At 69.0% G+C, this 25351-nt stretch carries 25 protein-coding genes and 3 tRNA genes; 18 read left to right on the forward strand and 10 right to left on the reverse strand.

The features are described 5' to 3' along the window. Positions 1-6: 6 nt before the first annotated feature. Positions 7-2304, reverse strand: a complete 2298-nt coding sequence (gene treS, locus ACH3VR_RS01115; RefSeq protein ID WP_396638906.1) for a maltose alpha-D-glucosyltransferase — start codon at positions 2302-2304, stop codon at positions 7-9. A gap of 185 nt (positions 2305-2489) precedes the next feature. On the opposite strand from treS, the gene ACH3VR_RS01120 reads away from it, so the two are divergent. Genes ACH3VR_RS01120 through ACH3VR_RS01130 form a run of 3 tightly spaced genes read left to right on the forward strand, consistent with a single transcriptional unit; the run spans position 2490 to position 4509 of the window. Further along, positions 2490-3041, forward strand: coding sequence for a TetR family transcriptional regulator (locus tag ACH3VR_RS01120; RefSeq protein ID WP_396638907.1), 552 nt, complete (start codon positions 2490-2492; stop codon positions 3039-3041). Positions 3042-3052: 11 nt separating this feature from the next. Then, the gene (locus tag ACH3VR_RS01125) at positions 3053-3760 is read left to right on the forward strand and encodes an ABC transporter ATP-binding protein (RefSeq protein WP_396638908.1); all 708 of its coding nucleotides are present in this window, start codon (positions 3053-3055) and stop codon (positions 3758-3760) included. Continuing rightward, entirely contained in the window at positions 3757-4509 is a 753-nt protein-coding gene (locus ACH3VR_RS01130) for an ABC transporter permease (RefSeq protein WP_396638909.1), read from the forward strand. The genes ACH3VR_RS01125 and ACH3VR_RS01130 overlap by 4 nt, the downstream gene beginning before the upstream one ends. A 37-nt stretch (positions 4510-4546) precedes the next feature. Here the strand turns inward: ACH3VR_RS01130 and ACH3VR_RS01135 are convergent, their stop codons facing one another. Next, positions 4547-5035 carry a YajQ family cyclic di-GMP-binding protein gene (locus tag ACH3VR_RS01135; RefSeq protein WP_396638910.1) on the reverse strand — a complete coding sequence of 163 codons (489 nt, stop codon included), beginning with the start codon at positions 5033-5035 and terminating at the stop codon, positions 4547-4549. A gap of 268 nt (positions 5036-5303) precedes the next feature. Here ACH3VR_RS01135 and ACH3VR_RS01140 point away from each other — a divergent pair, with 268 nt between their 5' ends. The 7 genes from ACH3VR_RS01140 (at position 5304) to ACH3VR_RS01170 (ending at position 11760) form a co-directional block, all read left to right on the forward strand. Further along, entirely contained in the window at positions 5304-6527 is a 1224-nt protein-coding gene (locus tag ACH3VR_RS01140; protein WP_396638911.1) for a sugar ABC transporter substrate-binding protein, read from the forward strand. Positions 6528-6605: 78 nt separating this feature from the next. Next, positions 6606-8219: an ABC transporter permease subunit gene (locus tag ACH3VR_RS01145; RefSeq protein ID WP_396638912.1), complete on the forward strand. Its 1614-nt coding sequence runs from the start codon at positions 6606-6608 to the stop codon at positions 8217-8219. Between the two features lie 115 nt (positions 8220-8334). Further along, positions 8335-9231, forward strand: a complete 897-nt coding sequence (locus ACH3VR_RS01150) for a sugar ABC transporter permease (protein ID WP_396639636.1) — start codon at positions 8335-8337, stop codon at positions 9229-9231. 63 nt (positions 9232-9294) lie between these two features. Then, positions 9295-10083, forward strand: coding sequence for a hypothetical protein (locus ACH3VR_RS01155; protein ID WP_396638913.1), 789 nt, complete (start codon positions 9295-9297; stop codon positions 10081-10083). Positions 10084-10171: 88 nt separating this feature from the next. Beyond that, positions 10172-10666 (forward strand): FBP domain-containing protein, encoded by a 495-nt coding sequence (locus tag ACH3VR_RS01160; RefSeq protein ID WP_396638914.1) that lies wholly within the window; start codon positions 10172-10174, stop codon positions 10664-10666. Continuing rightward, a complete protein-coding gene (locus tag ACH3VR_RS01165; RefSeq protein ID WP_396638915.1) occupies positions 10663-11580 on the forward strand; it encodes a PfkB family carbohydrate kinase in 918 nt (305 codons plus the stop codon). The genes ACH3VR_RS01160 and ACH3VR_RS01165 overlap by 4 nt, the downstream gene beginning before the upstream one ends. Before the next feature lie 98 nt (positions 11581-11678). Next, positions 11679-11760 (forward strand) — tRNA-Tyr (locus ACH3VR_RS01170). A 325-nt stretch (positions 11761-12085) separates the two neighbouring features. Here the strand turns inward: ACH3VR_RS01170 and ACH3VR_RS01175 are convergent. The 4 genes from ACH3VR_RS01175 to ACH3VR_RS01190 form a co-directional block, all read right to left on the reverse strand. Beyond that, positions 12086-12628, reverse strand: a complete 543-nt coding sequence (locus tag ACH3VR_RS01175; protein ID WP_396638916.1) for a hypothetical protein — start codon at positions 12626-12628, stop codon at positions 12086-12088. A gap of 211 nt (positions 12629-12839) precedes the next feature. After that, complete coding sequence (locus tag ACH3VR_RS01180) at positions 12840-13262, reverse strand: tyrosine-type recombinase/integrase (RefSeq protein ID WP_396638917.1); 423 nt, start codon at positions 13260-13262, stop codon at positions 12840-12842. Then, a complete protein-coding gene (locus ACH3VR_RS01185) occupies positions 13154-14047 on the reverse strand; it encodes a tyrosine-type recombinase/integrase (protein WP_396638918.1) in 894 nt (297 codons plus the stop codon). Before ACH3VR_RS01185 ends, ACH3VR_RS01180 begins: the two co-directional genes overlap by 109 nt. 94 nt (positions 14048-14141) lie before the next feature. Further along, entirely contained in the window at positions 14142-14264 is a 123-nt protein-coding gene (locus ACH3VR_RS01190; RefSeq protein WP_396638919.1) for a hypothetical protein, read from the reverse strand. Between the two features lie 145 nt (positions 14265-14409). Here ACH3VR_RS01190 and ACH3VR_RS01195 point away from each other — a divergent pair, with 145 nt between their 5' ends. The 3 genes from ACH3VR_RS01195 to ACH3VR_RS01205 all read left to right on the forward strand — a co-directional run bounded on the left by ACH3VR_RS01195 (position 14410) and on the right by ACH3VR_RS01205 (position 17963). After that, positions 14410-15501, forward strand: coding sequence for an alpha/beta fold hydrolase (locus ACH3VR_RS01195; protein ID WP_396638920.1), 1092 nt, complete (start codon positions 14410-14412; stop codon positions 15499-15501). Positions 15502-15637: 136 nt separating this feature from the next. Beyond that, entirely contained in the window at positions 15638-16483 is an 846-nt protein-coding gene (locus ACH3VR_RS01200; RefSeq protein WP_396638921.1) for a class I SAM-dependent methyltransferase, read from the forward strand. A 412-nt stretch (positions 16484-16895) separates the two neighbouring features. After that, positions 16896-17963 (forward strand): hypothetical protein, encoded by a 1068-nt coding sequence (locus ACH3VR_RS01205; protein WP_396638922.1) that lies wholly within the window; start codon positions 16896-16898, stop codon positions 17961-17963. Between the two features lie 39 nt (positions 17964-18002). Here the strand turns inward: ACH3VR_RS01205 and ACH3VR_RS01210 are convergent, their stop codons facing one another. Continuing rightward, positions 18003-19565 (reverse strand): phytoene desaturase family protein, encoded by a 1563-nt coding sequence (locus ACH3VR_RS01210; protein WP_396638923.1) that lies wholly within the window; start codon positions 19563-19565, stop codon positions 18003-18005. 33 nt (positions 19566-19598) lie between these two features. Here ACH3VR_RS01210 and ACH3VR_RS01215 point away from each other — a divergent pair, with 33 nt between their 5' ends. The 4 genes from ACH3VR_RS01215 to ACH3VR_RS01230 all read left to right on the forward strand — a co-directional run bounded on the left by ACH3VR_RS01215 (position 19599) and on the right by ACH3VR_RS01230 (position 22344). Beyond that, complete coding sequence (locus ACH3VR_RS01215; protein WP_396638924.1) at positions 19599-20393, forward strand: inositol monophosphatase family protein; 795 nt, start codon at positions 19599-19601, stop codon at positions 20391-20393. 336 nt (positions 20394-20729) lie between these two features. Beyond that, on the forward strand, positions 20730-22094 hold the full coding sequence (locus tag ACH3VR_RS01220) for a M23 family metallopeptidase (RefSeq protein WP_396638925.1): 1365 nt from the start codon (positions 20730-20732) through the stop codon (positions 22092-22094). Between the two features lie 68 nt (positions 22095-22162). Then, positions 22163-22234: transfer RNA gene (locus ACH3VR_RS01225), tRNA-Thr, on the forward strand. Between the two features lie 36 nt (positions 22235-22270). After that, a tRNA-Met gene (locus ACH3VR_RS01230) sits at positions 22271-22344 on the forward strand. A 262-nt stretch (positions 22345-22606) separates the two neighbouring features. Here the strand turns inward: ACH3VR_RS01230 and ACH3VR_RS01235 are convergent. The 3 genes from ACH3VR_RS01235 to ACH3VR_RS01240 all read right to left on the reverse strand — a co-directional run bounded on the left by ACH3VR_RS01235 (position 22607) and on the right by ACH3VR_RS01240 (position 24793). Next, positions 22607-23017 carry a hypothetical protein gene (locus ACH3VR_RS01235; RefSeq protein ID WP_396638926.1) on the reverse strand — a complete coding sequence of 137 codons (411 nt, stop codon included), beginning with the start codon at positions 23015-23017 and terminating at the stop codon, positions 22607-22609. A 73-nt stretch (positions 23018-23090) separates the two neighbouring features. Then, the gene (locus ACH3VR_RS23345) at positions 23091-23318 is read right to left on the reverse strand and encodes a putative acetyltransferase (protein ID WP_449566852.1); all 228 of its coding nucleotides are present in this window, start codon (positions 23316-23318) and stop codon (positions 23091-23093) included. Then, a complete protein-coding gene (locus ACH3VR_RS01240) occupies positions 23312-24793 on the reverse strand; it encodes an SDR family NAD(P)-dependent oxidoreductase (RefSeq protein ID WP_396638927.1) in 1482 nt (493 codons plus the stop codon). Before ACH3VR_RS01240 ends, ACH3VR_RS23345 begins: the two co-directional genes overlap by 7 nt. Before the next feature lie 94 nt (positions 24794-24887). On the opposite strand from ACH3VR_RS01240, the gene ACH3VR_RS01245 reads away from it, so the two are divergent. Further along, positions 24888-25256: an NUDIX hydrolase gene (locus tag ACH3VR_RS01245; protein ID WP_396638928.1), complete on the forward strand. Its 369-nt coding sequence runs from the start codon at positions 24888-24890 to the stop codon at positions 25254-25256. Positions 25257-25351: the final 95 nt, after the last annotated feature.

Below are 25351 nucleotides of genomic sequence, written 5' to 3' on the forward strand. Positions count from 1 at the left end.
TGCGAGCTACTCCTCCACCGTCTCCGGGGACTGGAGGAGGAGGAACATCGCCCCGTAGGCCCCCAGTGAGACCGAGAAGCTCTGGAGGTCGTCGACGCGGCCGATCTCGTCGCCAGACGCGGCATCCATGACGATGCTCCCGGGCACGAGCTGCTCCGACCGCACCGTGCCCTCCGTCGGCTCGGGCGAGAAGTTCAGCACCGTCACCTGCATGGGCGCCTCAGCGCGCGCGTCGCCGTCGTCGAGGCTGTGGACGAGCACGAGCATCCCCGCGTGCGCCACCTCGGGGATGTCGACCTGCGACGCCGTCGCGATGCCGTGCTCGCGCCGCAGGCCGAGGATGGCGGCGAGCCGGGATGCGAAGGATGCGGGATCGTCGAGCTGCTCGGGAAGCGTGCCGTAGAGCGAGCGCCCGCGCGGCATGCCCGCCGCGGAGCGCGTCGCGCTCGGGTCGGCGTCGAGCAGATCGTGCGCTCCGCGCTCGATCCACCGGGTGTCGCCGGCGCGGATGAGGTCCGCGACCTCGTCGCCCGGGATGGTGAGCATGCCCGTGAGATCCCAGCCCGACAGCGCGAAGACCCCCGGCTGCCACGCGTTGTAGGCGGAGAGCAGCAGGTGCGCATCGCGGATGGCGGACACATCCTCGTCCATGATGTCGTCGAGTCGGGCGATCCCGCGCGTCGCCGCGATGAGGGACGCCGTCGTGCAGGCGATGCCGTTCTGGGTGAAGACGCGGTTGTAGTCCGTCGTGCCGGTGAGGCTCTCGGTCAGGTCGGCGCGCACCTCCTCGGCGAGCTGGCTGCCCGAGATCTCGCGCCCGCGGAAGGGGAAGGCCTCGTCCCCGTGTCGCGTGGCCCAGTGGACGAGCTCGTAGGTGAGCTCGTCGTGGTTCTGCAGTCCGTGCACGAGCTGCACGGGCTGCACGCCGAGCTGGAGAGACTGGTTGAGCGCGAGCCGGAGGAACTCGGTCTGTCCGGTGGCGAGCGCGTGGTGGTAGGCGGGGCGCCCGATGAAGTCGTAGGAGAGATCGGCTCCGACGGCACCGGTGTCGCGGATGTCCTCGATCGTGAGGTTGAGCTCCTGGAAGGTGAAGCCCCCGACCTTGCGCACCATGCCGGCGATGATGTGGTTCGCCGCGTGGGAGAGGGGATGCCCTTCCGACCACGCGGGAAGGCCCTCGGCGCTCTTCTCCACGCCGAGGAACCCGTTGGCGTCGAGGCGCAGCGCGCTCGTGCCGAGGTCGCCGAGCGAGTGCAGCGCGTCGCCGATCACGAGGCGCATGCCCGCGAAGGTGGGATCGAGCCAGTTGATCGAGGGCTGGCCCTGCTTGAAGTAGTGCAGGTAGACCCACCGGCGTGTGACGCCGTCGGGGCCGATGACGGGTGCCGTGGCGCTCCAGTTCGTCTCCTTGACGCCCGGGGTGTAGAAGATCACGCGCTGGAGGGCGCCGATGATGTAGCCGCGCTCTGCGAGCTCGTGCTCGGTCGCGGCGTCGAGGTTGACGCTGTCGACGCCGTCGGGCACGTCGGGGAGCAGCATCCAATCCTCCGGCGGGATCTCGATCATGTGGTAGATCCCGGGGTAGTCCTTGAACCCCATCTCGGCCAGTCGGAAGTCGGCGCCCTTGCCGGTATGCCCGGGCACGATGTCGTCGATGACGCTTCCGCCGTGCGCGTCCGCGACGTCGCACAGCGTTCGGAACTCGTCCTCCGTCCCGAAGGCGGGGTCGATCTGCGTGCTGATGCGGTCGAAGTGCCCGTCGACGCTGGGCGTGTCGAGCCATCCGGCGATGCCGCCGGCGCGCTTGACGGGACCGGTGTGGATCGCACTGATGCCGATGCGCTCGAACACCGACCACAGCTCCTCGTCCCCGAGGGCGGCCAGGAACGACTGCCCGGGCCGCGTGATGAGTGAGATCGGGTAGGCCGTGAACCACGCGTCGCTCGTCGCGATGGCGCGCCGGGAATCGGGGCGCGCATACGCGTGGCGCCACATCGACGGCTGTCCGGCCAGCGGGCGGGCGAGGATGTCGGCATCCTTGAGCATCGACTGGCGCACGAGCCACTCGACGTAGGACGGGTTCGTGCCGTTCGCCGTGCGCGGGTCGGTCCGGATGCGACGCAGGCTGCTCGCGCGCAGGTTGTCACGCGGGCGCAATCGACGCGGTCGCGCGGGATACCGCTGCTCGTCGTAGCTGATCTCCGGGGTTTCGAGGTCGGTCTCCTCGCCCTCGAGTACCGTCAGTCCCGCCAGGTCGATGGGGCCGGTGTAGAGCTCCTCCGGCAACTGCTCATCACGCGCCATGCCTCCACGGTAGACAGCGCCCCGTCCCGCCGCGAGGGGACTGGTGCACACCTGTCGGAACGATTATGGGGTCGGCTTGCGCAGTTCAGCGGTCCGGGGCCCATCCGAGGCTGACGCCGGAAGCCGTCCACCGATCGCGAAGACGGGAGCTTGCCGTGCGTGATGTTAGTGACTAACATCAGACCGTGGCCGGAACGGAGAAGACCCGGAGCGCGCTGCTGCGCGCGGCGCTCGAGCTGTTCGCGGAGCGGGGCTTCGAGGCGACGACCGCTGCGGCCATCGCCCAGCGCGCGGGGGTGACGGAGATGACGTTCTTCCGCTACTTCCCGACGAAGGACTCCGTGCTCGTCGACGACCCGTACGACCCCGTCATCGGCGAGGCGATCGCGCGGCAGGGCGCGGATCTCGGGCCATTGGCGGCTGCGGCGGCCGGCGTGCTGGAGGCATGGCGGTCCCTTCCCGAGCCGGATGCCGCTGCCGTGCGTGAGCGGCTCCGCATCGTCGCGCAGACCCCGTCGCTTCGGGCTGCCCTCGCGCGCAACAGCCTGGCCACGGAGGAGGCGATCGGCGACGCGCTTCGAGCGCGGGGGACCGATCGCGTTCGCGCGGCGGTGGCCGCGTCGGCGACGGTCGCGGCGCTGAACGCGGCTCTGCTGGCCTGGGCCGTGGACGAGACGGCGACTCTGGGCGATGCGATCGGCATCGCCACCTCCACGCTTCGGGGCGCTGACGCGTGAACGCGTCGGCGATGGCGCTGCGCTCGGTCACTCGGCTGTTCCGGGGTGGCGCCGGTGTAGAGCAGGTCGATCTGCAGATCGGGTTCGGCGAGATCGTGGCCCTCGTCGGGCTGAACGGCGCGGGGAAGACGACCCTCATGAGACTGCAGTTGGGCATGCTGCGACCCGACTCCGGGCAGAGCGAGATCGACGGCACCCCGCTTCGGGACGTGGACGCGGCGACCTGGGCCCGGGTCGGACATCTCGTCGAGGCGCCGCTCGCCTACGGCGAGCTGACCGTGCGTGAGGTGCTCGAGATGAACCTCGCCCTCCGCGGCGGTCCGCGGTCTGCGCCCCGCATCGACGCCGCGATCGAGACCTTCGCGCTCGCAAAGTACGAGCATCGCCGCATCCGGACCCTCTCGATGGGCAATGCGCAGCGCGTCGGGCTTGCCGCGGCACTGCAGCACGAGCCGACGATCGTCGTGCTCGACGAGCCGACCAACGCCCTCGACCCGGCGGGCGTGATCGTGCTGCGCGAGACGCTCCGCTCCCGCGCGGGCGCGGGGGCCGGCATCCTGGTCAGCAGTCACCACCTCGACGAGGTCGCCCGCATCGCCGATCGCATCGTGGTCATGAACGCGGGCCGACTGATCGGCGAGCTCGCCCCGCACGAAGCCGACCTGGAGCGACTCTTCTTCGACACCGTCCTGCGCGACGACCAGGCGAGGCTGCCATGATCACCGCGGTCCGTGCCGAGCTGCTGAAGCTGCGCAGGTCCCTGGTCGGGCGCGTCGCGACGACGGCGGTCCTCGTCGGGATCGTCGCGCTCTCCGCGGCGATGCTCGTCGCGACGCGTGCGGGCAGAACCGAGGTCGTCGCGAAGCTCGGGCCCGACGCCACCCCGGACTGGCACGGCTTCCTCGCCGCCGCGACCCAGATCACCGCGGCGGGCGGCCTGGCCGGATTCGCCATCGTCCTGGCCTGGATGTTCGGCCGCGAGTTCACCGACCGCGCCGTGCACGGACTGTTCGCGCTGCCCGTCGGACGTGCGCAGATCGCGACGGCGAAGCTCCTCGCCTACGCATCGTGGGCCGTGGCTGTCGCGATCATCCTCCCGCTCCTGCTGCTCGGAACGGGTCTGATCCTCGGGCTCGGATCACCTGACAGCGCGACGCTGGACGGGCTCGCACGGATCGGCGTCCTCGCGCTTCTCGGCACGATTCTCGCAACGCCTGTCGCGTGGGCGGCCACGCTCGGCCGCTCCGTGCTCGCCGGCATCGGCGTCGCGATCGCGCTCATCGTCATCGCCCAGTTCTCCGTGCTCGCAGGCGTCGGAGGATGGATGCCGCTGGCCGCGCCTGCGCTGTGGGCGATGTCCGACGGGCGGCTGGCGACCTTCCCGCAGACGATGCTGGTGCTGCCGTTCGGCGCCATCTGGATCGCACTCACCGTCTGGTCCTGGCGGCGACTCCAACTCGACCGCTGACCCCAGCCGCCACTGGGCAGGGGGTCGAGCCCTCGCGTCAGCGGTAGTTGACGAACTGGAGATCGACGTCGAGGTCGGCCGCCTTGAGGAGCCGCTGCACTTCCTGGAGGTCGTCGCGGCTCTTCGACTGCACGCGCAGTTCGTCGCCCTGGATCTGCGACTTCACCGACTTGGGGCCCTCGTCGCGGATGATCTTGCCGATCTTCTTGGCATTCTCCTGCGAGATGCCCTCCTTGAGCGAGGAGACGATGCGGTACTCCTTGCCGCTCGCGACCGGCTCGCCCGAGTCGAGCGACTTCAGCGAGATGCCGCGCTTGATGAGCTTCGACTGGAAGACGTCGAGCACGGCCTTCGCGCGCTCCTCGCTGTTCGCCTTGATGAGGATCTGCTCGCCGCTCCACGCGATGGAGGCGTCGGTGCCCTTGAAGTCGTAGCGCTGCTCGACCTCTTTGTGCGCCTGGTTGAGGGCGTTGTCGGCCTCCTGCTTGTCGATCTTGGAGACGATGTCGAACGAGGAATCAGCCATGCGGGGAGTCTAGTCGCGGCATCCCGGGCCCCGCCCTGACGAAAATCGGTGCAAGCGTTTACAAGAATCGCCAATTGGAAGCGCTTGCCGGACCGTTCTAGATCACGAACGCATATCGAATGCGGAACTCCGTGCTTGACGTCACGATCCAGCGTGATAACAATGTAAGCGCTTGCATACCGGGCAAGCATCGAGTCCCAGAACCCGCGACGCCGCGATTCGGCAACGCGGCCGACTCACTCCCAGCACTCCAGAGAGGCATGCACCGATGAAGGTGAACAAGAAGAGCTGGCTCGCACTCGGTGGCGTCATCGCCGTCACGGTCGGGCTCGCCGGCTGCGCGGGAAGCGCATCCAACACGAAGGCGACCGACTCCGACGCGACCGCGCTGACCGTGTGGGTCGACTCCGAGCGCGTCGACGCGCTCAAGGGCGCCGCTGACGCCTACACCGAGAAGACCGGCGTCAAGGTCGACCTCGTCGGCAAGGACGTCAGCAAGATCAAGGACGACTTCATCCAGCAGGCACCGACGGGCAAGGGCCCCGACGTCGTCATGGGTGCGCACGACTGGCTCGGCGAGCTGTCGACCAACGGCGTCGTGGCTCCGATCGAGCTCGGCGACAGTGCAGACGGCTACCTCCCGGTCGCCCTCCAGGCCTCGACCTACGATGGCACGACGTACATGCTCCCGTACGCCGTGGAGAACATCGCGATCCTCCGCAACGCCGACATCATCGCCGAGCCGGCCACGAGCTTCGACGACATGATCAGCAAGGGCAAGGCCGCGGGCCTCGCCACGCCGTTCGTGGTCGAGCAGGGGACCGAGGGCAACCCGTACCACCTGTACCCGTTCCAGACGGCGTTCGGCGCCCCCGTCTTCGGCACCGACGCCGAGGGCAACTACGACCCGACCGACCTCAAGATGGGCGACCCGGGCGGCTTCGAGTTCGCGAACTGGCTGGGCGCGCAGGGCGCCGCCGGCAACTTCAACACCGACATCGACGGCGACATCGCGAAGACCAAGTTCCTCGCCGGCGAGGCAGCCTTCTGGCTGACCGGCCCGTGGAACGTGGGCACCGCCACCGACGCCGGCATCAACGTCGCGATCGACCCGATCCCGAGCCCGACGGGCTCTCCCGCCCAGCCGTTCGCGGGCGTCAAGGGGTTCTTCGTGAGCTCGGAGTCCGACAACAAGGTCGCCGCGAACGACTTCCTCGTCAACTACATCGGCACCGAAGACGTCCAGCTCGAGCTGTTCAAGGCCGGCCACGTGCTGCCCGCCCTCAAGGTCGCTGCCGACACGGCCGCTTCCGACCCGATCATCGCCGGCTTCCAGGCCGTCGGCGCCGACGCCGTCCCGATGCCGGCGATCCCGGCCATGGGCTCCGTCTGGCAGTACTGGGGCATCGCCGAGGCGGCCATCATCAACGGCGCCGACCCGACGGCGACCTGGCAGAAGCTCGTCGACGACGTGAGCGCGGCCATCAAGTAATCAGCGGTTCCCAACCGTGACAGGCGACCGGGACGGATGCCGCGGCATCCGTCCCGGTCCCGATCTCGAGGACGTTCCATGACCGACACCCTCCAGGCCGAGACGGCCGAGAAGACGCCGACCCCACGCGAGCGCGGCGCCGCGCGGATCGCCGATGCGGCCGGCGGCAGGCTGCGCTGGGTGGCGCTGAAGATCGCACTGCTCGCGATCGTCGACGCCGTCGCGCTCTACGCCGTCTTCGTGCTCTTCCTGCACAACGAGTGGCTCGTGCTGACGCTGGTTTCGGCGGTCACGATCCTCGTCAACTGGATCTACTTCTCGCGCCGCACCATCCCGGCGAAATACCTGACACCGGGCATCATCCTGCTCGTCGTCTTCCAGATCTTCACGCTCACCTACACCGCCTACATCGGCTTCACCAACTACGGCACGGGACACAACGGCTCGAAGGACCAGGCGATCGCCTCGCTCATGCGGTCCTCGCTCGTCCGCGTCGAGGATTCGCCGACGTATGAGGTGACCGTCGTCGAGCGGGTCGGCGAGCTGGGCCTCCTGGTCACCGATCCGACCGACGGCGAGGCGTCCCTCGGCACCAACCTGAAGCCGCTCGAACCCGTCGACGCCACGATGGAGGCCGGCAAGGCCGTCGCCGTGGATGGCTGGACCACGCTGACCTTCGCCGAGGTGCTCGGGCGCAGCAAAGAGGTCGAGCAGCTCGCCGTGCCGTACAGCAGCGACCCCAACGACGGTGCGATCCGCACCCAGGACGGCCAGAAGGGCTACCTGTACACGTCGACCCTGATGTACGACGCGGACGCCGACACGATGACCGACAGTGCCACTGGGACCGTCTACGCCGACACGGGGGAGGGAGCCTTCACGTCGGAGTCGGGCGAGCAGCTGCTGCCGGGCTGGCAGGTCTTCGTCGGCTTCGACAACTTCGTGCGGGCGATCACCGACGCGTCGATCCGCGGACCGCTCATCGCCGTCACCCTGTGGACCTTCGTGTTCGCCATCGTCTCCGTCGCCTCGACGTTCTTCCTCGGGCTGCTGTTCGCGATGCTGTTCCAGAACAAGCGCATGCGGTTCAAGAACGGCTACCGGATCATGCTGATCCTGCCGTACGCGTTCCCGGCGTTCCTCGGTGCGCTGGTGTGGGCGGGCATGATGAACAAGAGCTTCGGCTTCATCAACCAGGTGCTGCTCGGCGGGGCCGAGATCCCCTGGCTCACCGACCCGGTGATGGCGAAGTTCTCGGTGCTCCTGGTCAACCTCTGGCTCGGGTTCCCCTACATGTTCCTGGTGTGCATGGGCGCGCTGCAGGGCATCCCCGAGGAGGTCAATGAGGCCGGTGTCATGGACGGCGCCAGCCCCTGGCAGATCTTCCGCCGCATCAAGCTGCCGCTGCTGCTCGTGACGGTGGCGCCGATCCTCATCGCGTCGTTCGCGTTCAACTTCAACAACTTCAACCTCATCTACATGCTCACCGGGGGCGGGCCGAGGTTCGAGGACGCGACGATCCCCGTGGGCCACACCGATCTTCTGATCTCGATGGTCTACAAGGTGGCCTTCACGGGGCAGAACCGCGACTACGGACTCGCCTCGGCGTTCACGATCCTCATCTTCATCGTCGTGGCCGTCATCGCCGTGATCAGTTTCCGCAGGACCAAGGCTCTCGAGGAGCTGAACTGACATGTCTGAATCCCAGAACCGTCTCGCTCACCCCGACGACACCGTCGCCCGGACCGCGACCCTCGCCGTTGCCGCAGGCGGGACCGCCGAACAGTTCGAGACATCGGTGAGCGGAATGGCGTGGTCGCCGGCGCCCGAGGCTCCGTCGCGCCGACGCCCGTTCGGAAAGTGGTTCCGCGACACGGGCTGGCGCCACGTCGTCGCGATCGTGGGGTCGATCTTCGCGATCTTCCCGCTCGTGTACGTGCTGTCGGCGTCGCTGAACGCCAACGGCACGCTGACCGGGAGCAACCAGCTCTTCTCATCGGTCAGCCTCGACAGCTACGTGCGCATCCTGACCAACCCACAGGTGCCGTACGCACAGTGGTTCCTGAACACGATGATCGTCGCGCTGGTCACCGGATTCTCGATGGTCCTCATCGGCGCGCTCGCGGCCTACGCCTTCTCGCGCATGCGCTTCAGCGGGCGCCGCGTCGGCCTCATCACGATCGTCGTGGTGCAGATGTTCCCGCAGATGCTCGCCGTCGTCGCGATCTTCCTCATGTTCAGCGCGATCAGCGACTGGTTCCCCGCGATCGGGCTGAACACGCTGAGCGGTCTGATCCTCATCTACCTCGGTGGCGCGCTGGGGGTCAACACGTACCTGATGTACGGGTTCTTCAACACGATCCCGCGTGAACTCGACGAGGCGGCGAAGATCGACGGCGCGGGCCACGCGCGCATCTTCTTCACGATCATCCTGCGCCTCGTCGCGCCGATCCTCGCCGTCGTCGGCCTGCTGTCGTTCATCGGCCTCATCAACGAGTACATGATCGCGAGCGTCCTGCTGATCGATCCGGAGAAGCAGACCCTCGTGGTCGGTCTCACCAAGCTCGTGTCGAACCCGCGCTACGCCGACTGGTCGGCCTTCTCCGCAGGCGCCGTCATGGCCGCGATCCCTGTCGTCATCGTGTTCCTTCTCCTGCAGAAGTACATCGTCGGCGGGCTCACGGCGGGCGCCACGAAGGGCTGACGAAACCATCGGGAGGGGATGCCTCGGGTCGGGGCATCCCCTCTCCATCGACGAGGGAGTGCCATGGCGACACCGGAGCGTTTCGAGGCTCTGAGCCGAGGTCTGGCCGAGGGCGTGCGGGGGCGACCCGGGTTCGCGGGCCTCGTGCTGCTCGGCTCCGCCTCGGACGAGGCCGCCGGCCGGCGCGACGAATGGTCGGACCACGACTTCTTCGCGATCACACGAGAAGGAGCGGGACGGATGCTGCGCCCCGACCTCTCCTGGCTGCCCGACCAGGATCGGCTCGTGCTGACCGCACGCGAGGGAGAGATCGGCTTCGTCGCGGTGTACGACGACGGCCACGTCTTCGAGTTCGCCTTCTCGGATGCCGCCGAGCTCGACGGCGCCCTCGCCGAGGCGGCCACCGTCGCGGTCGATGACGACGAGGGGACCGTCGCCCGGCTGATCGACGAATCGCGCATCCGCGCGGCCGCGGGCGACGCCTTCGACCCGGCCAACGACATGAGGCTCGTGCTCGTCAAGCTGCTCATCGGCGCGGGACGCGCTCGCCGGGGCGAGGTGCTCAACGGCAGCGACTTCGTGCGGGGCTGGGCGGTGCGGCTGCTCGTGCGGGTCGTGCGCGCCCGGTTGTCCGCGCGGTCGACGAGCGCTCGCGACACGATCGACCCGATGCGGCGGTTCGAGCAGGACTTCCCGGACTGGTCGGCCGCCATCGCCGCCGCCATCGCGCAGCCCGTCGAGGAGGCGGCGTGTGCACTGTTCGTGATGGCCCGGTCCGAGCTGGAGCCCGGATGGACGGAATTCCCCACCGCAGCCGCGGATGCCGTCGCGGCCCGGCTCGGCTGGCGCTGAGGATACCGTCGCACGGCGGATCAAGCATCCTCTCTTCCGCCGCGGGAGGCGTTTCGTAAACTGGGGACGCCCACGGCGAGGAGGATCTATGCGCCCGTTGACCGAGGACGATGTCCGTGCGACGTTCGTGAATGCCGGCCCCGACGACTTGAAGCTGGTCGCGCTGCCGGCCGACTTCCTGCTGACGGATTGGGACCACCTCGACTTCTTCGCCTGGCGCGACCCGCGCACAAGAGGCCGCGGCTACCTCATCGCCGAGGTCGAGGGCGAGCCCACGGGCGTCGTACTCCGCGCCGCCGACGGAAATCCCCGCGCGCGATCGGCGATGTGCAACCTCTGCCATACGATGCAGCCCGCAGATCAGGTGACGCTGTTCACCGCGCGCAAGGCCGGCATGGCCGGTCACCACGGCGACAGCGTGGGCACCTACATCTGCCGTGACCTGTCGTGCCACGAGAACGTGCGACTCGCCGCCCCGCTCGCGCCGAGCGAGGTGCGCGGCAGCGTCGACCTCAAGATCGACGGCACGAGGCGGCGCACCGAGGCGTTCGTCGAGCGCGTGCTCGAGGGAGCCGCCGCGTGACCGCGCCGGTCGTCGTCGTCGGCGACGCCCTCATCGACGAGCTGCGCGACGACAGCGGCGTGCGCGAGTTCGTCGGCGGCGCGGCGCTCAACGTGGCGGTCGGGCTCGGCCGTCTCGGGGTGCCCGCGACCCTGATCGCGATGGTCGGCGACGACGAGGCGGGCGACCACATCCGCACGTACCTGCGGGACTTCGGCGTCGAACTGCTCGCGACGCCGTCGCTGCACGGCTCGTCGCGGGCGGTGAGCACGCGCTCCGGCGGCGGCGAGCCGACCTACGTCTTCAACGAGGCGGCGCAGAAGCGGCGCGTGCGGTTCGGGGAGGCCGAGCGCGCGGCGATGGCCGAGGCGCCCTTCGTCGTCGTGAGCTGCTTCCCCTTCGACGACATCGCGCAGACCCTCGAGTTCGCCGAGGCGGTACGGGATGCCGGCACCCCGCTCGCGATCGACCCCAACCCGCGCTCGGGCATGCTGAGCGACCGCGCCGAGTTCGTCCGCGGGTTCGAGGCGCTCGCCGCGGGGGCGGCACTCGTGAAGGTGGGGGAGGACGACGCGGCTCTGCTCTATGGCGAACCGCTCGACGCCCTGCGCGCGCGGCTCGTCGATCTCGGCGTCGACGCCGTGCTCGCGACACAGGGTTCCGCGGGCGCCGCGATCGAGGCAGGCTCCGCGATCGTGACGCGCCCGATCTCGTCGCTGCCCGGCCGCATCGTCGACACGATGGGAGGAGGGGATGCCGCCTTCGCGACGACCGTCGCGGGGCTCCTCGACGGCTTTCCCGACGACGCCGACGCCTGGGCCGCTCTGCTCGAGCACGCGATGGATGTCGCGGCGGCCACCTGTCGATTCGAGGGCGCGCTGCTGCGGCTGCCCGCAGCCGTGGAAGACATCGACCTCGACCGGATCGGCACGTGAGAGCCGTCTCACCGGCTCGATTTCTGACCACCGCCGATCAAGGGTAAGATCGACAATCGCGCCTCCGGTCGACTGTACAAGCCGGGCGGGCGCGCACTGGCGAGTTACCCAAGCGGCCAAAGGGATCTGACTGTAAATCAGCCGTCTTAGACTTCGGGGGTTCGAATCCCTCACTCGCCACGAACCAGAAGAGGCCCGGAATCTCGCAGGAAGACGAGAGCCCGGGCCTCTGGCGTTGGTGGGACTTGCCGAGCGCATCCCCTCCGGAACCCCTCCGGTGAAGACAAGCGAGAGGGGCTATCCGTGTGGATAGCCCCTCTCGGCGCTTGTCCGCGGTCTCGTCAGACCGTAGACTCCGGGGAGGTTCTCACCCACCCTCAGGCCGGCGCAGGCCTGTACCTCCACCGAGGCTGCGACTCAGGGGAACGGCAATTCCCGTTGAGCCGGTAGACCGAGATCACCGCGTCCGGCGATTTGTAGACCTCGGTCGAAACCTACCTAGGCATCACGACTCCTCGTCCTTGCGGTGAAGGTAGGTGCCGAAGGGGTCCCAATCCTTCGACACGAACTCGTTGTCGTTGACCTTCAGGACCATCCCGCGCTCGACAGCACGCCCGAGAGCGTTGTTGAAGGAGTTACGGGGATTGGCGTTCCACGATTCCGGGATGCCCTTCAACTCTTCGAACTTCTCGAAGATGGTGTCGCGATCAGCGGGCTGTCCGATGGCCTCCACGACCTCAGCGACCCAGTCGGTTGAGGGAACGCGCTTGCGAGGCGAGACGATGACGTCTGGTGTGTTCGTGAAGTCAACCTCGCGCATACTGGCGGGGCGCGGCTCCTCGTCGTCGGTGAGCATGCTCAGGATCTCCTGATCCTCCTCGCTCATCTCGCCGAGGAGTGCCTCGATGCTCTCGACCGCGCGCTTCAGGTGGATCAGCCGCTTGCCTACTTCCGTGAGCTCTTCCTGCAGAGCAGACGCGCGCGCCTCTGCGCCGCGTCGCTCATTGCGGAGCGTTGCGAGCGTCTCGCGGAGCTGGTCGTCTTCCATAACCAAGAGTGTGACACACGACCCGACACAACTCAAGTGTTGGGGTCCACTTCGGCGTGTCGGTCTGCCTGTCCCCGATAAGTGGACAACGAACCTCAACATTTTGTCGGGTTTCTTTACACACATGTATGTGTATGGTGCGGCGCGGGATCATACACCCGCCCTCCGACACTGCAACAGGGAAATGGCTGTACAGCGCAGGTGGACCCGCCTACGAGCCCAGCCGCCGCTCGCGGGCGATGAGGGTTGGAATGGGACGGGCGGGCGCGGCGGACGCGATGGCGTCCAGACCGGCCATGTCCTGGTGGTCGGTGAACAGGTGCATGTACGTGCTGTAGGTCACGTTGATATTCGCGTAACCCATCCACTTCGCCACGTCATGGATGCTGTAGCCCCCGGCTGCACAGGCGCTCGCGAAGTAGTGCCGGAAGGCGTACCAGACAGCAGGCTCGACGCCCGCGGCGACCATCGCCGGGAGCACGTAGCTCTTGTAGACGGACTCGTGGCGGAACGGGTGGTCGTAGCTCAGCGGCGCGCGCTGGCCGGGAGCGCCACCCTTGCGCCTCCCTGGCCACAGGAGCGCGTCGGGGTCGCCGCGGTACGGGTGCTGGGCGATGTGCTCGCGGACCGCCATGAGAAGGCTGGGCGACAGGGGCACGTCGCGGACGGACTTGGCCGACTTGGGCGTGGCGTAGCTCGAGCCCTCGCCCGCGATGTACTGCGCCTGTCGGCGAACCTCGACATGCGAAGAAGGTGGTTGATATCGCGGATGCGCAGGGCCTCCAGTTCGCCGGGGCGCAATCCGGTGTAGGCCGCAAACCGGGCGACGAGTGCATAGACCGGCTCGCGCTCCTCCAGCACCGTGAGGATGCCGCCCATCTGTCCAGGCGTCAGGAACACCGGCTCCTCGCGGACAACGGTCGGCTTGTCGATGACGGCGCAGGGATTTGCGGAAATGAGCCGGTGCTTGAGCGCGTACCGAAATGCCTTGGACAGCGCGATGACGATGCCCCGTCGAGTGCTTGCGGAGAGCGGCTGACCGGTGTGCTCGGAGGTCTTGTTCTCGAGATCGGCCATCCACGCCTCTACGTCGAGCGACGTGATGGTGTTGATGCGCCGGTCGCCGAACGCCGGGTAGATGTGCAGCTTGTAGGCGTCCTCGTAGCCGCGCCGGGTCTTCGGCTTGAGGCGCGTGCTGGCGTCCAGTGACGGCTGTGCAACCTCCTGGAACTTCTTGGCGTTCTTTACGAGCGCGTCGGTGGATTGCCCGTCTGCAAGCTCGTTCTCCACCTTCAAGGCGAAGCGCTCGGCCTCGCGCTTGACGGTGAAGGTGCGCTGGCGGAATTTGCCGTTGGTGCCCTTCCAACGCGCCTCGTAGGCGATTCCACCCTGGCGGGGCACTTCTCGAACGTGTGCCATCACTGCTCCTTGGTTCGAATCCCTCACTCGCCACCAATCAAGAAAAGCCCCTTACCTGGGCTTTTCTGGTCTCTGAGGGGCCCCGCGGCGGAGGTCAGGCGGAGCGCCGGCGGCTGAGAATCGTGAAGAGGCTCAGGAATGCGAGCATCACGCGCTCGGGGGCCGTCGTCTGACTCATGACCGTCCAGGTCTGGGCGTTGCCTGGGTCGAGCATCATCTCCTGCTCCCTTCTCGGTCATGGCCCCGGACAGTTCTGGGACTCACTGCGAAAGAGGGAGCGATGTGCTCGTTTAGTACACGATGACGGGCCGGGGTTCGGGGATTCGGGTGCGGGTCTGGATGCCTGCTCCTACAATGACCGCGTGGCGACGTTCGAGACGGACGTGGTGCAGGACATCCGTTTTGCGCGATCTGCGGACGGGGTCGGGATCGCGTACGCCGTCCACGGGGCGGGGCCGCCGCTGCTCATCGACGCGTGCTGGCTGAGCCACCTGCAGTTCGACTGGCAGAGTCCGGTCTGGCGTCACTTCCTCGAAGGGATGGGCCGCGTCGCGACCGTCATCCGCTACGACGAGCGCGGCCACGGCTTGTCGGATCGGAATGTCACCGACCACGGGCTTGAAGCACGCGTCGCCGATCTCGAGGCCGTCGCGGACGATGCCGGGTTCGAACGGTTCGCGCTCATGGCCATGGCGCAGGGCGGACCGGTCGCGATCGAGTATGCGGTGCGGCATCCCGAACGGCTCACCCGGCTCATGTTCTACGGGAGCTATGCGGGTGCGCATGCCGCGGCCACTCAGCAAGAGCTCGAGATGTACGCCGCCTTCGAGGCGCTCATCCGGGTGGGCTGGGCGCGGCCTGGCTCGGAGTTCCGGCGCGTGTTCAGCAGCATGATGATCCCGGACGGCACCGAGGAGCAGATGCGCTGGCTCGACGACCTCCAGCAGATGGCTTGCGACACCGAGACTGCGGTCATCTCGCGCGCGCAGCGCCAGATCATCGACGCGAGCGCACGCCTCCCCGAGATCGACGTGCCGACGCTCGTCCTCCACAGCCGTGGCGACCGCATGAACGGCTTCTCCCACGCCCGTGACCTCGCCTCGCATATCCGCGGCGCGCGCCTGGTCGCGCTCGAGAGCAGCAACCACATCGTCCTCGAGGACGAACCGGCGTGGCCCGTTCTGTTGCGCGAGGTGACCGACTTCATCGAAGCCGACCGGGTGGTGCCGCCGCCCGCGACCGTCGGCGACGACATCACGACGATCCTGTCCCCGCGCGAGCTCGACATCCTGCGGCTGGCTGCCGAGGGGTACGACAACGAGGCGATCGCCGCCGTCCTGGTGCTCTCGATCCGCACGGTCGAGCGGCATCTGCAGAACGCCTACGCGAAGCTCGGCCTCCAGGGCCGGACGGCCCGCACCGCCGCGGTGGCCCGGCTGCTCTCCCGCGCCTGACGACCCGCGCCGGCCGACTACGCGTCAGCCGCCACCGCGCGGCCGCGCACGGTCCGAAGTTGCGCGTCGGCGCCGATGTGAGGACCCCTGCCCCGTTCCTACGGTTGCCGTACCAACCCCAAGACCGGGAGGAACAATGTCCACCACCACCACCACGGGGCCGATCATCACGGCCACCCCGGAAGACCGCGCCCTCAAAGCGAAGCACGCCGCGATGTGGGCGAGCGGAAGCTATCCGACCGTCGTCGACGAGGTCGTCGGCACGCTCGGCGGCATCCTCGTCGACACCATCGACGTGCACGCGGGCGAGCGTGTCATCGACGTCGCGGCAGGCACCGGCACCTCGGCCATGCCGTCTGCGCGTCGCGGTGCCGACGTCGTCGCGACCGACCTGACGCCCGAGCTTCTCGACGTTGGCCGCGCCGCGGCCGACGCCGAGGGTCTCGCGATCGACTGGCGCACGGCGGATGCCGAGACGCTGCCCTTCGCCGACGCCGAGTTCGACGTCGCGATGTCGTGCATCGGCGTCATGTTCGCGCCGCATCACCAGGTCGCCGCCGACGAGCTGCTCCGTGTCGTCCGACCGAACGGTCGCGTCGGGGTGCTCAGCTGGACGCCCGACGGCTTCATCGGCCAGATGTTCGCCGTCATGAAGCCCTACGCTCCCGCGCCGCCGGCCGGATCGTCGCCGGCCCCGCTGTGGGGTCACGCCGACCACGTCCGCGCGCTCTTCGGCGACCGGGCCGTCGGATTCGCAGCGAGCCAGCAGTCGCTGCGGGTCGATCGGTTCGCGAGCGGCGCGGAGTTCCGCGACTTCTTCAAGGCGAACTACGGCCCCACGATCGCGGTCTACCGCTACATCGCGGACGACTCCGAGAAGATCGACGCCCTCGACGGGGATCTCGCCGCGCTGGGCGACCGCTTCCTGCACGACGGCGTCATGGGCTGGGAGTACCTGCTCGTGACGGCCCACCGCGCCTGATCGCCGATGGCGGCCGGGATCGCGCTGACCCGCAGTCCCGGCCGCACCGCATCCCACACGCCCGTCCCACTTCTTCACGAAAGCAGTCCTTTCATGCTTGCTCTTCCCATCGTTCTCCCCGATCAGCGGGAGCTCAGCCGCATGGCGGCCGAACGCCATGCGCAGTCGGCCATCGCCGCCTCCCGACGGAAACCGCGTGCATCGCTGACGCGCCGCGCAGTCACGTTGCTGCGTCGGGCTGTCACGATCCGCGCCACCCACCCGGACCGGCCCCTCGTCTGAGGGGCCGGTCCGGCCCGCGGGCGCGCCGGGTCGCGGCATCCATCCACCGTCCTGGCCCCGCCGTCGAGGAGAGACCTCTGCGTGCCAGGATGGGCGTGCGGGCGGGGGCCCGCAGAGAGTGGGGAACACGATGACCGTGCCCGAGAACCCGCGCCGTGGGAGCGCAGATTCGAGCCTCATCCGCGTCTCGCTGTGGGTGGCGATCGGCGCGCTCGTGGTGGCTGCGATCGTCTGCGTCGTGTGGGTGCTCGTCGGCACCGACAACGACATCGTCGGGCGGGCCTTCCTGACGATCCTGCTGCTCGCCGCGTTCGCCGGCGCTGCGCTGCTGGATGCGCGGCTGGCGCCGCGGCGGCCGGCGTGGTTCGCGCTCGCGAGCATGATCACGTGGGTGCTCACGCTCCTCGCCGGGGCGATCCTCATCTGGCTCCCGACGCCGTACCGGTTCTACTACTACGGCACGGGCTTCGGGCGTTTCGTGGCGTTCCTGCTGATCGTGCTGATCCTCCAGCTCGCGCTGCTGCACGCCCGCCTCATGGTGAAGGCGCACCTGCGGTTCGTGACGCCGTTCACCCGGGTGGCCACGTTCGTGACGATCGGGCTCGTCGTCGTGCTCGCGTTCATGCTCGTCATCCCGCTCACGTTCTTCGACTACCTCGACCTTCCGTCGCTCTACTGGCGGATCGTCGTCGCCATCGCGATCCTCGCGGCCGTCGGCACGGCGCTCGTCCCGCTCGTCAACGCCCTCTTCGGGCCGAAGCGCCCCGCGCGCGCAGCGCTCGTTCCGCCTCCCGTGCACGCGTGGCCGACCTACGCCGACGGCGTGACCCCGCTTCCCGTCCTCTACGACGGCAGCCCCGACTGGAACGCCTACTACACCGGCTACCCGTCGACGGTGCCGCAGGCGATCGCTCCGGTCGCGCCGCTCGCCCCGGTGGCGCCCGCCGGTGCGCCTGCGCCGCCGTATCAGGGCTGGTCGCCGGCCGATGCGGGACAGCAGTACCCCGGGCAGGCGACTCCCGGATACCCGCCGCAGGCAGACCCCGGATACCCGCCGCAGGCAGACCCCGGGTACCCGTCGCAGGCAGACCCCGGGTACCCGTCGCAGGCAGACCCCGGATACCCGCCGCAGCAGGGACCCGGTGGTCCGGGATACGAGGGCTACCCGCCGCCTCCGCCGCTGCCGCCGCGGCCCTGATACCGGCACCTGCCTCGTGATCGACGCGGCGCGTGCGCGTCAGACCGAGTCGAGCAGTTCGAGCGCCGCCATGGCCGCGTTGTGTCCGCCGAGGCCGCTCACGGCCCCGCCGCGCCGCGCTCCCGAACCCGCGAGCAGCACGCGGTCATTCGCCGTCGCGACACCCCAGCGGGCGGCCGGCCCGTCGAGCGCCTCGGCGTCATCCGCCCACGGCCATGACAGGGGGCCGTGGAAGATGTCGCCGCCCCTCATCCCGAGCGATGTCTCCAGATCGCCGGTGGTCTTGGCCTCGACGCACGGGGTGCCGTCCGCGGCCTCGTACAGGCAGTCGGAGATGGGCTCGGCGAGCACCGAGTCGAGACTCGCCTGCGCCGCCCGCAGCAGCTCCGCGCGCGCGGCATCCGGATCCCTCCCGTCGAGCAGCCGGTGCGGCACCTGCAGGCCGAAGAGCGTCATGGTGTGCGCGCCCGAGCCACGCAGCTCGGGGCCGAGGATCGACGCATCCGTCAGCGAATGACAGTAGATCTCCGCGGGGAGCGGATTCGGGATGCCGCCACCTGCCGCCGTTCGGTGCGCGGCGTCGAGCTGCGTCAGCGTCTCGTTGATGTGGAAGGTGCCGGCGAACGCCGCTTCCGGCGCGACCGACTCGTCGCGGAGTCGCGGAAGCCGGCGCAGCAGCATGTTGACCTTGAGCTGAGCGCCCTCGGGCGGGGCCTGCTCGGCCCCTAGGAGACCTGCGAGCGCCGCCGGGCCGACGCCGCTCAGGACGAGCCGCGCGTGCAGCCGCTCCGAGCCGTCGATCTCGACCTCTCCGTCGGGGCTGACCGCCGTGACCTCGACGCCCGTGCGAAGCTCGGCGCCGGCATCCCGAGCCGCTCGCTCGAGCTCTGCGGTGACGCGACCCATCCCGCCCACGGGCACGTCCCAGTCGCCGGTGCCGCCCCCGATCACGTGATACAGGAAGCAGCGGTTCTGCCGCAGGCTCTCGTCGCCGGAGTGCGAGAACGTCCCGATGAGGCCGTCGGTGAGGGCGATGCCCTGTGCTAGATCGGTCGCGAGCGATGTGCGCACCAGTTCGCCGAGCGGCGCCTCGACGAGCCCCGCCCAGAGCGCCTCGTCGCCGATGCGAGCGCGCAGTTCGTGGGCACGGGGGAGCGGGCCGGTCATCGTCGGGAAGACCGCCTCCGCGACGGGATGCAGCCGCCGGTAGAACGTCGCGAATCGGGATGCCTCGCCCCGGTCGCCCGTCGCGCGGGCGAAGCTCTCCGCGGTGGCCGCGGCATCCGCCGTGTCGACGAGGATGCCCCGGCGGGGATCGGCGGGATCCGGTGTGTAGGAGGAGTAGCGCCGGCGGCGCAGCCCGATGCGCAGGCCGAGATCGTCGAGCACCTGCCGGGGGAGGAGGCTCACGAGGTACGAATACCGCGAGACGCGGGCGTCGATGCCGGGCCACGGTCGCTCCGACACCGCCGCGCCGCCGACGCGGTCGAGTCGCTCCAGCACGACGACGCTTCTGCCTGCGCGGGCGAGATAGGCGGCGGCGACGAGGGCGTTGTGGCCGCCGCCGACGATCACGACGTCGTGGATGCCCGTCTTCACCACGCCACGGTAACCCGCTCCCGATAGCGTGGGGGCATGCCGCTCGCACAGGAACTGGAGTCCATCGCGCAGGAGATCGCGCGCGAAGCAGGGGAGCTCGCCCTGCGGCGCCGGGCCGAGGGCGTCGCGATCGCCGCGACGAAGTCGGCGCTCGCCGACATCGTGACCGAGGCCGACCGCGAGGTCGAGCTGCTGATCCGTGAGCGACTGAACTCCGCGCGGCCCGACGACGGGTTCCTCGGGGAGGAGTCGGGCGCCGAGCGCGGCGAGACCGACATCACGTGGGTCGTCGATCCCATCGACGGCACCGTGAACTACGCGTACGGCATCCCGTCCTACGCCGTGAGCATCGCAGCCGTCGCCGGTGAACCCGTGCCGGGGTCGTGGCAGGCGCTCGCCGCCGCGGTCTTCAACCCGGCATCGGGGGAGCTCTTCCACGCCGTGCGCGGCGAGGGAGCCTGGCTGGGAGAGACCCGGCTCGCCGTCAACGCCGAGCCCTCGAGCGCCGGTGCCCTCATCGCGACGGGATTCGGCTACCGCCCCGAGACGCACGCCGGCGATCTCGCCCGGCTCGCCCGCGTCATGCCGCTCGCCCGCGACATCCGGCGCATCGGCGCGGCGTCGCTCGACTTCGCGTTCGTCGCCTCCGGCCGCCTCGACGCCTACTTCGAACGCGGTCTCGCGCCGTGGGACCACGCGGCCGGCGCGCTCCTCGTCACGGAGGCCGGCGGAATGGTCGGCGGTCTTCCCGCCGACCAGCACGGCCGCGCGCTCTTCGTCGCTGCCGCGCCGGTGCTGTATGAGAAGATCCTCACGCTCGCGACCGATTAGCGCAGAAAAAGGCCGAAAATCGCCCGGTTTTCGGCTGGGAACCCCCGATATATCAGGTCACAGGGTGTCGTGTACACGGCATTCCCAGATCGCGCGCGGTAGTGTTTATGAGATCGTTACCGACGCCGCCCGAACGGCACGGTGATCAGAGCCCGACGTCCGCCCCTCGTTGTTCCCCGAGCGACTCCGACCCGAGAGCCCTGCGTTTTGCCCTTCCCCTCCATGGCTGAGCCTGCGCCCACGCGCCGTTCCAGCCGCCCCTCCGCCAAGCCTGCTCAGGCGACGCCGGAGACTCCGGAGGCAACGCCCAGTCGTCGAGACCAGCGTGCGCAGCGCGTGTCCGTTCAGGGCACCGTGTGGTCGGGGCCGGGTGCAGCCGAAGTCGAGCCGTTCGTCATCGAGCCGATCGTGGCCGCGACCATCGTCGCCGAGCCGGTCGTCGCCGAAGCCGTCGTGGCCGGGCCCGTCGTCGCCGAGACGACCGCGCCCGAATCCCTGCCGGTTCTTGAGGTCGAGCGCCCCGGCACGCGTGCGAGCCGCCGCGTCCGCACGGCGCCCAAGCCGATCGCTCCCGAGGCCGACGAGGCTCCCGCGCACGTCGAGGCCGTCGTCCCCGCGGCCGCCGTCGCGTGGGCCGCAGCGGCCGCCGCCGTGGCCGTCGAGCCGCAGCCTCTCGTTCCCGTCAAGCCGGTGCTGACGCCCACTGAGTCGTTCGAGCTCATCGAGCCCGCCGCCGAACTCGAGCTCGACGAGCCCGCTCAGGCCGACGAGCTCGCGTCGGACGACGAGCCCGAGCGGCTCGAAGAGCCCCAGCCGGCGGCATCCGATGTCGACGAATTCGAGCTCGCCGCGCGACTCTTCGCGTTCACGGGTGAGACGCCCGTGCAGAGCGCCGCTCCCGAGCCCGAGGCCGAGGCGCCCGCCGAGGAGCCGGTCGCGCACGTCGCGACTCGCCGTCAGCGCCGCAGCGGACGCCAGCTCGCCGCTGCGTCGTTCTCCGTCGGCGTCATGGGCATCGTCGGACTCCTCACCGTCGGCATGACGACGCCCGCCGACGCGGTTGCAGCGGTCTCCGGAGACTCGACCTCGATCTTCGCCGACGAGAACACCGGCACCGACGTCGCCACCGAGGACATCCAGGCCTACGTCGCGCCCGGCGACATCCAGAGCGCGGCCCTCGATCGCAACGAGAACTACTCGATCGCCTCGATGGGCGACATCGCGGCGGAAGACGGCATCACCAACTACTCCGACTTCTACGTCAACGACCCGAACGCGGCGATCCAGTGGCCCTTCGCGGTCGGTGTTCCGATCACGTTCGGCTTCGGTCCGCGCTCGGGCGAGTTCCACGAGGGCGCCGACTTCGTGCCCGGCGAGGGCGCCGACATCCAGTCGATCGCGGCGGGCACGGTGCGCACTGCGACCAACAGCGGCGGGGGCTACGGCGTCGAGGTCATCATCGACCACATCATCGACGGTCAGCTCGTGTCGACGCGCTACGCGCACATGCTCTACAACTCGATCAAGGTCAAGGAAGGCCAGCACGTCGAGGCCGGCACCATCCTCGGCAACACCGGGAACACGGGCCACTCGTTCGGCGCGCACACCCACTTCGAGGTGCTGCAGAACGGCACGACCGCGATCGACCCGATCGCGTGGCTCCGCCAGTACGCGGGCCGGGAGAGCCTCGACCACTGGTGACCCGCGCCGATTAAGAGGGATGCCTCGGCTCTGGTATCCTCGTCTAGTTGCCCGCTCGCGGGTAGCACGCCCCGATAGCTCAGTGGCAGAGCACTTCCATGGTAAGGAAGGGGTCGTCAGTTCAATCCTGACTCGGGGCTCGCAGCATCTGATTTCGTGACCGACGGATGCCTTGCGGCAGGGTAGCTCAGTTGGTGAGAGCGCACGACTCATAATCGTGAGGTCGCGGGTTCAAGCCCCGCTCCTGCTACGAACGAAGCGCCCCCATGTGGGGCGCTTCTTTCGTATCCGGTCCGGTCGTCGTGAATCCGCTTCAGGCGGTCCCGCTCCGCAGAGGCTCCGCGCGACGCGACAGCTCAGAGGTTGACTTGCTCCAGCACGGCTCGCTCGCGATCCAGCCAGTCGGCGAGAACCGCCTCGCGTTGCTCATACCGCGACACGTCGAACGATAGGTATCCGCGGACTGCGGCACGGACGGTTCGTCGTGAATGCGCTCTGGTGCGTTCGATTGTTCAGGAGTCAGACGGGGTGGGCCGATCGCGGTGATACTCAGCGAGGAACGCCTCCGACTTCTGCTGGAGGAACATGCACAAGTCCGCCAAGGCGGTGACTTCCACCGCCATCCTCGCCACGGCGTGAGCGCCCAGGGTGACCGCTTCCTCGCGCGGCTCGAACGTGATGGTCCACTCCAGTGGGCTGCCCCTGGGCGGAGGTTCGATGTAGATCACGGTCGGGGAGTCGGGTATCCGGACGGCCACCAATCCCGTGTCGGCGCCTGCCGCGCCGTCCTGGGGGATGACGCGGATCGAACTCAGCGCAGGAGCGCCCCGATCTCCGAACTCGTCCACCCACGACTGCAGGATGATCAGGGTGCGGAAAGGCAACTTCCACCTCCAGGATGCTGGACCGCTCACGAAGATCATCGCGCAGGCAATGCGACCGCGCCAGGGATCCCGATGCGCACGCAGCCGGTGGCACAACGACCGTGAGCGAGGTCTACGGCTGGGAGGATGGATTGCGCCGAGGGCGAGGGGCGGGCGGGGGAGGGACCTCCTTCGCGGCGATGATCGCGCCACGGGGGATGCGCTCGACGCCGCGTTTGCCGGAGACGGTTATCGTCATAGCGTCCGTGCTCAGAAGCTCACCGAGCGCGTCGGTCGCCTGCCCGGTCGGGAGGATGTAGCGTACGACCACGCGATGGCCGGGCTCGGGCAGGTTCACCATTGGCCAGGGGCGTAATCCTTGAGGAAGACGCCGAACAGGTCGTCGCCGGCCTCGCCGCGCACGATCGGGTCGTAGACGCGAGCCGCGCCGTCGACCAGATCCAGCGGAGCGTGGAAGCCCTCCTCGGCGAGCCGGACCTTGGTCGGGTGCGGGCGCTCGTCGGTGATCCAGCCGGTGTCGACGCTGGTCATGAGGATGCGGTCGGTCTCGAACAGCTCGCGCGCGCTCGTGCGCGTCAGCATGTTGACGGCCGCCTTGGCCATGTTGGTGTGAGGATGCCCCGGACCCTTGTAGCCGCGATTGAACACACCCTCCATCGCGCTCACGTTCACCACGTAGGTGCGCCGCGCGGGGCTCGCGGCAAGCGACGCGCGCAGCTTCGAGACGAGCAGGAACGGGGCGGTGGTGTTCGCGAGCTGCACCTCGAGCATCTCGAGCGGATCGACCTCGTCGACGCTCTGCACCCACGAGTTCGTGTGGTCGAGATCGGGGATGAGCCCGCCCGCGTCGATCGCCGTGCCCGAGGCGAGGCGCTCGAGCGAGCTCGACCCCGCGGCCATCGCCTGCTCGGTGAGTTCGTCGGCGCGCGCGGCGGCTGCGGCGAGGATCGGGTGCGCGCTCACCGAGCGCTCCAGCGCCTGCGGATGCTGGTCGTTCGTGTGCCCGAAGGTGACGAGCTCGGGGAGCGGGCCGTCCGGCAGCGGAGCGAGTTCGGCGTCGACGAGCGGCTGATACGCGCCGGGCGAGCGGCGCACCGTCTGCGTCGCGTTGTTGATGAGGATGTCGAGGGTGCCCGCGGCCGCGACATCCTCGGCCAATCCGATCACCTGGGCCGGATCCCGGAGGTCGATGCCGACGACCTTGAGCCGGTCGATCCACTCCGGGGCGTCGGGCATGCTGTTGAACCGGCGCACCGCGTCGCGCGGGAAGCGGGTCGTGATCGTGGTGTGCGCGCCGTCGCGCAGCAGCCGGAGCGCGATGTACATGCCGATCTTGGCGCGGCCGCCGGTGAGCAGGGCGCGCTTGCCGGTGAGGTCGGTGCGCGCATCGCGCTTCGCATGGCTCATCGCCGCGCAGGTGGGGCAGAGCTGGTGGTAGAACGCGTCGACCACCGTGTAGGGCCGCTTGCAGATGTAGCAGGAGCGCGGCTTGAGCAGGGTGCCGGCGGTCGGAGCGGTGGTGGAGCTCGAGATCGGGATGCCGCGCGTCTCGTCGTCGATGCGGTCGGGCGCGCCGGTGGCCGTGGCCGCGACGACCGCGCGGTCGGCGGCGGCGATCGCCTCGCGGATCTCCCGGCGGCGCACCTTCTTCACCGCCTTGAACATCGCGGCGGTCGCACGGCGCACGGCGATGTAGTCGGGGTGCGTCTCGTCGACGCCGGCCATGCTGCCCAGCACCCGCAGGGTGGTCTCCAGATCATCCGGGTCGATGCCGCTCGGCGGCAGGTCGGAAGGCGCGGGGGAATCGGGAAGCACACGTGATTCTACGCCGGGCAGTTTCGGCTCTTCCTGTTAGCGTGCCTTCGTGAGCACCTCGAACCCGGAGCTGGCTCGGGCGCGCAGCATCCGTGTGTCCGCCGCGGTCATCGTGAACGACCGCGACGAGCTGCTGCTGGTGCGCAAAGCCGGCACCACGGCATTCATGCAGCCCGGGGGCAAGCCTGAACCTGACGAGACCCCGGCCGAGACGTTGAGCCGCGAGCTGTTCGAAGAGCTGGGATTGTCGGTGGATGCTGCGGACCTGCGCCCGCTCGGATTGTTCACCGCGGCGGCGGCCAATGAGCCGGGATTCCTGGTCGTGGCCGACGTCTTCGAGGTCGATATCGGGGACCAGCTGCCGGTGATCGCGGCGGAGATCGAGGATCTGCGCTGGGTCGCGCGGGCGGATGCCGAGGAACTGGAAGTCGCGCCTCTCGCGCGAGAGAACTTCCTCCCCTGACTCGACTCCCGCTCCTCGACCGCGGAGCGCTGAGGCGGGGTCGTGTGATATCGAACTTGAAGGAACTGCCGTTCAATTCGAGAGGCATGCGGCGT

Origin of the sequence: Microbacterium alkaliflavum (assembly GCF_044325405.1) — a bacterium.
Lineage (GTDB): Bacteria > Actinomycetota > Actinomycetes > Actinomycetales > Microbacteriaceae > Microbacterium > Microbacterium alkaliflavum.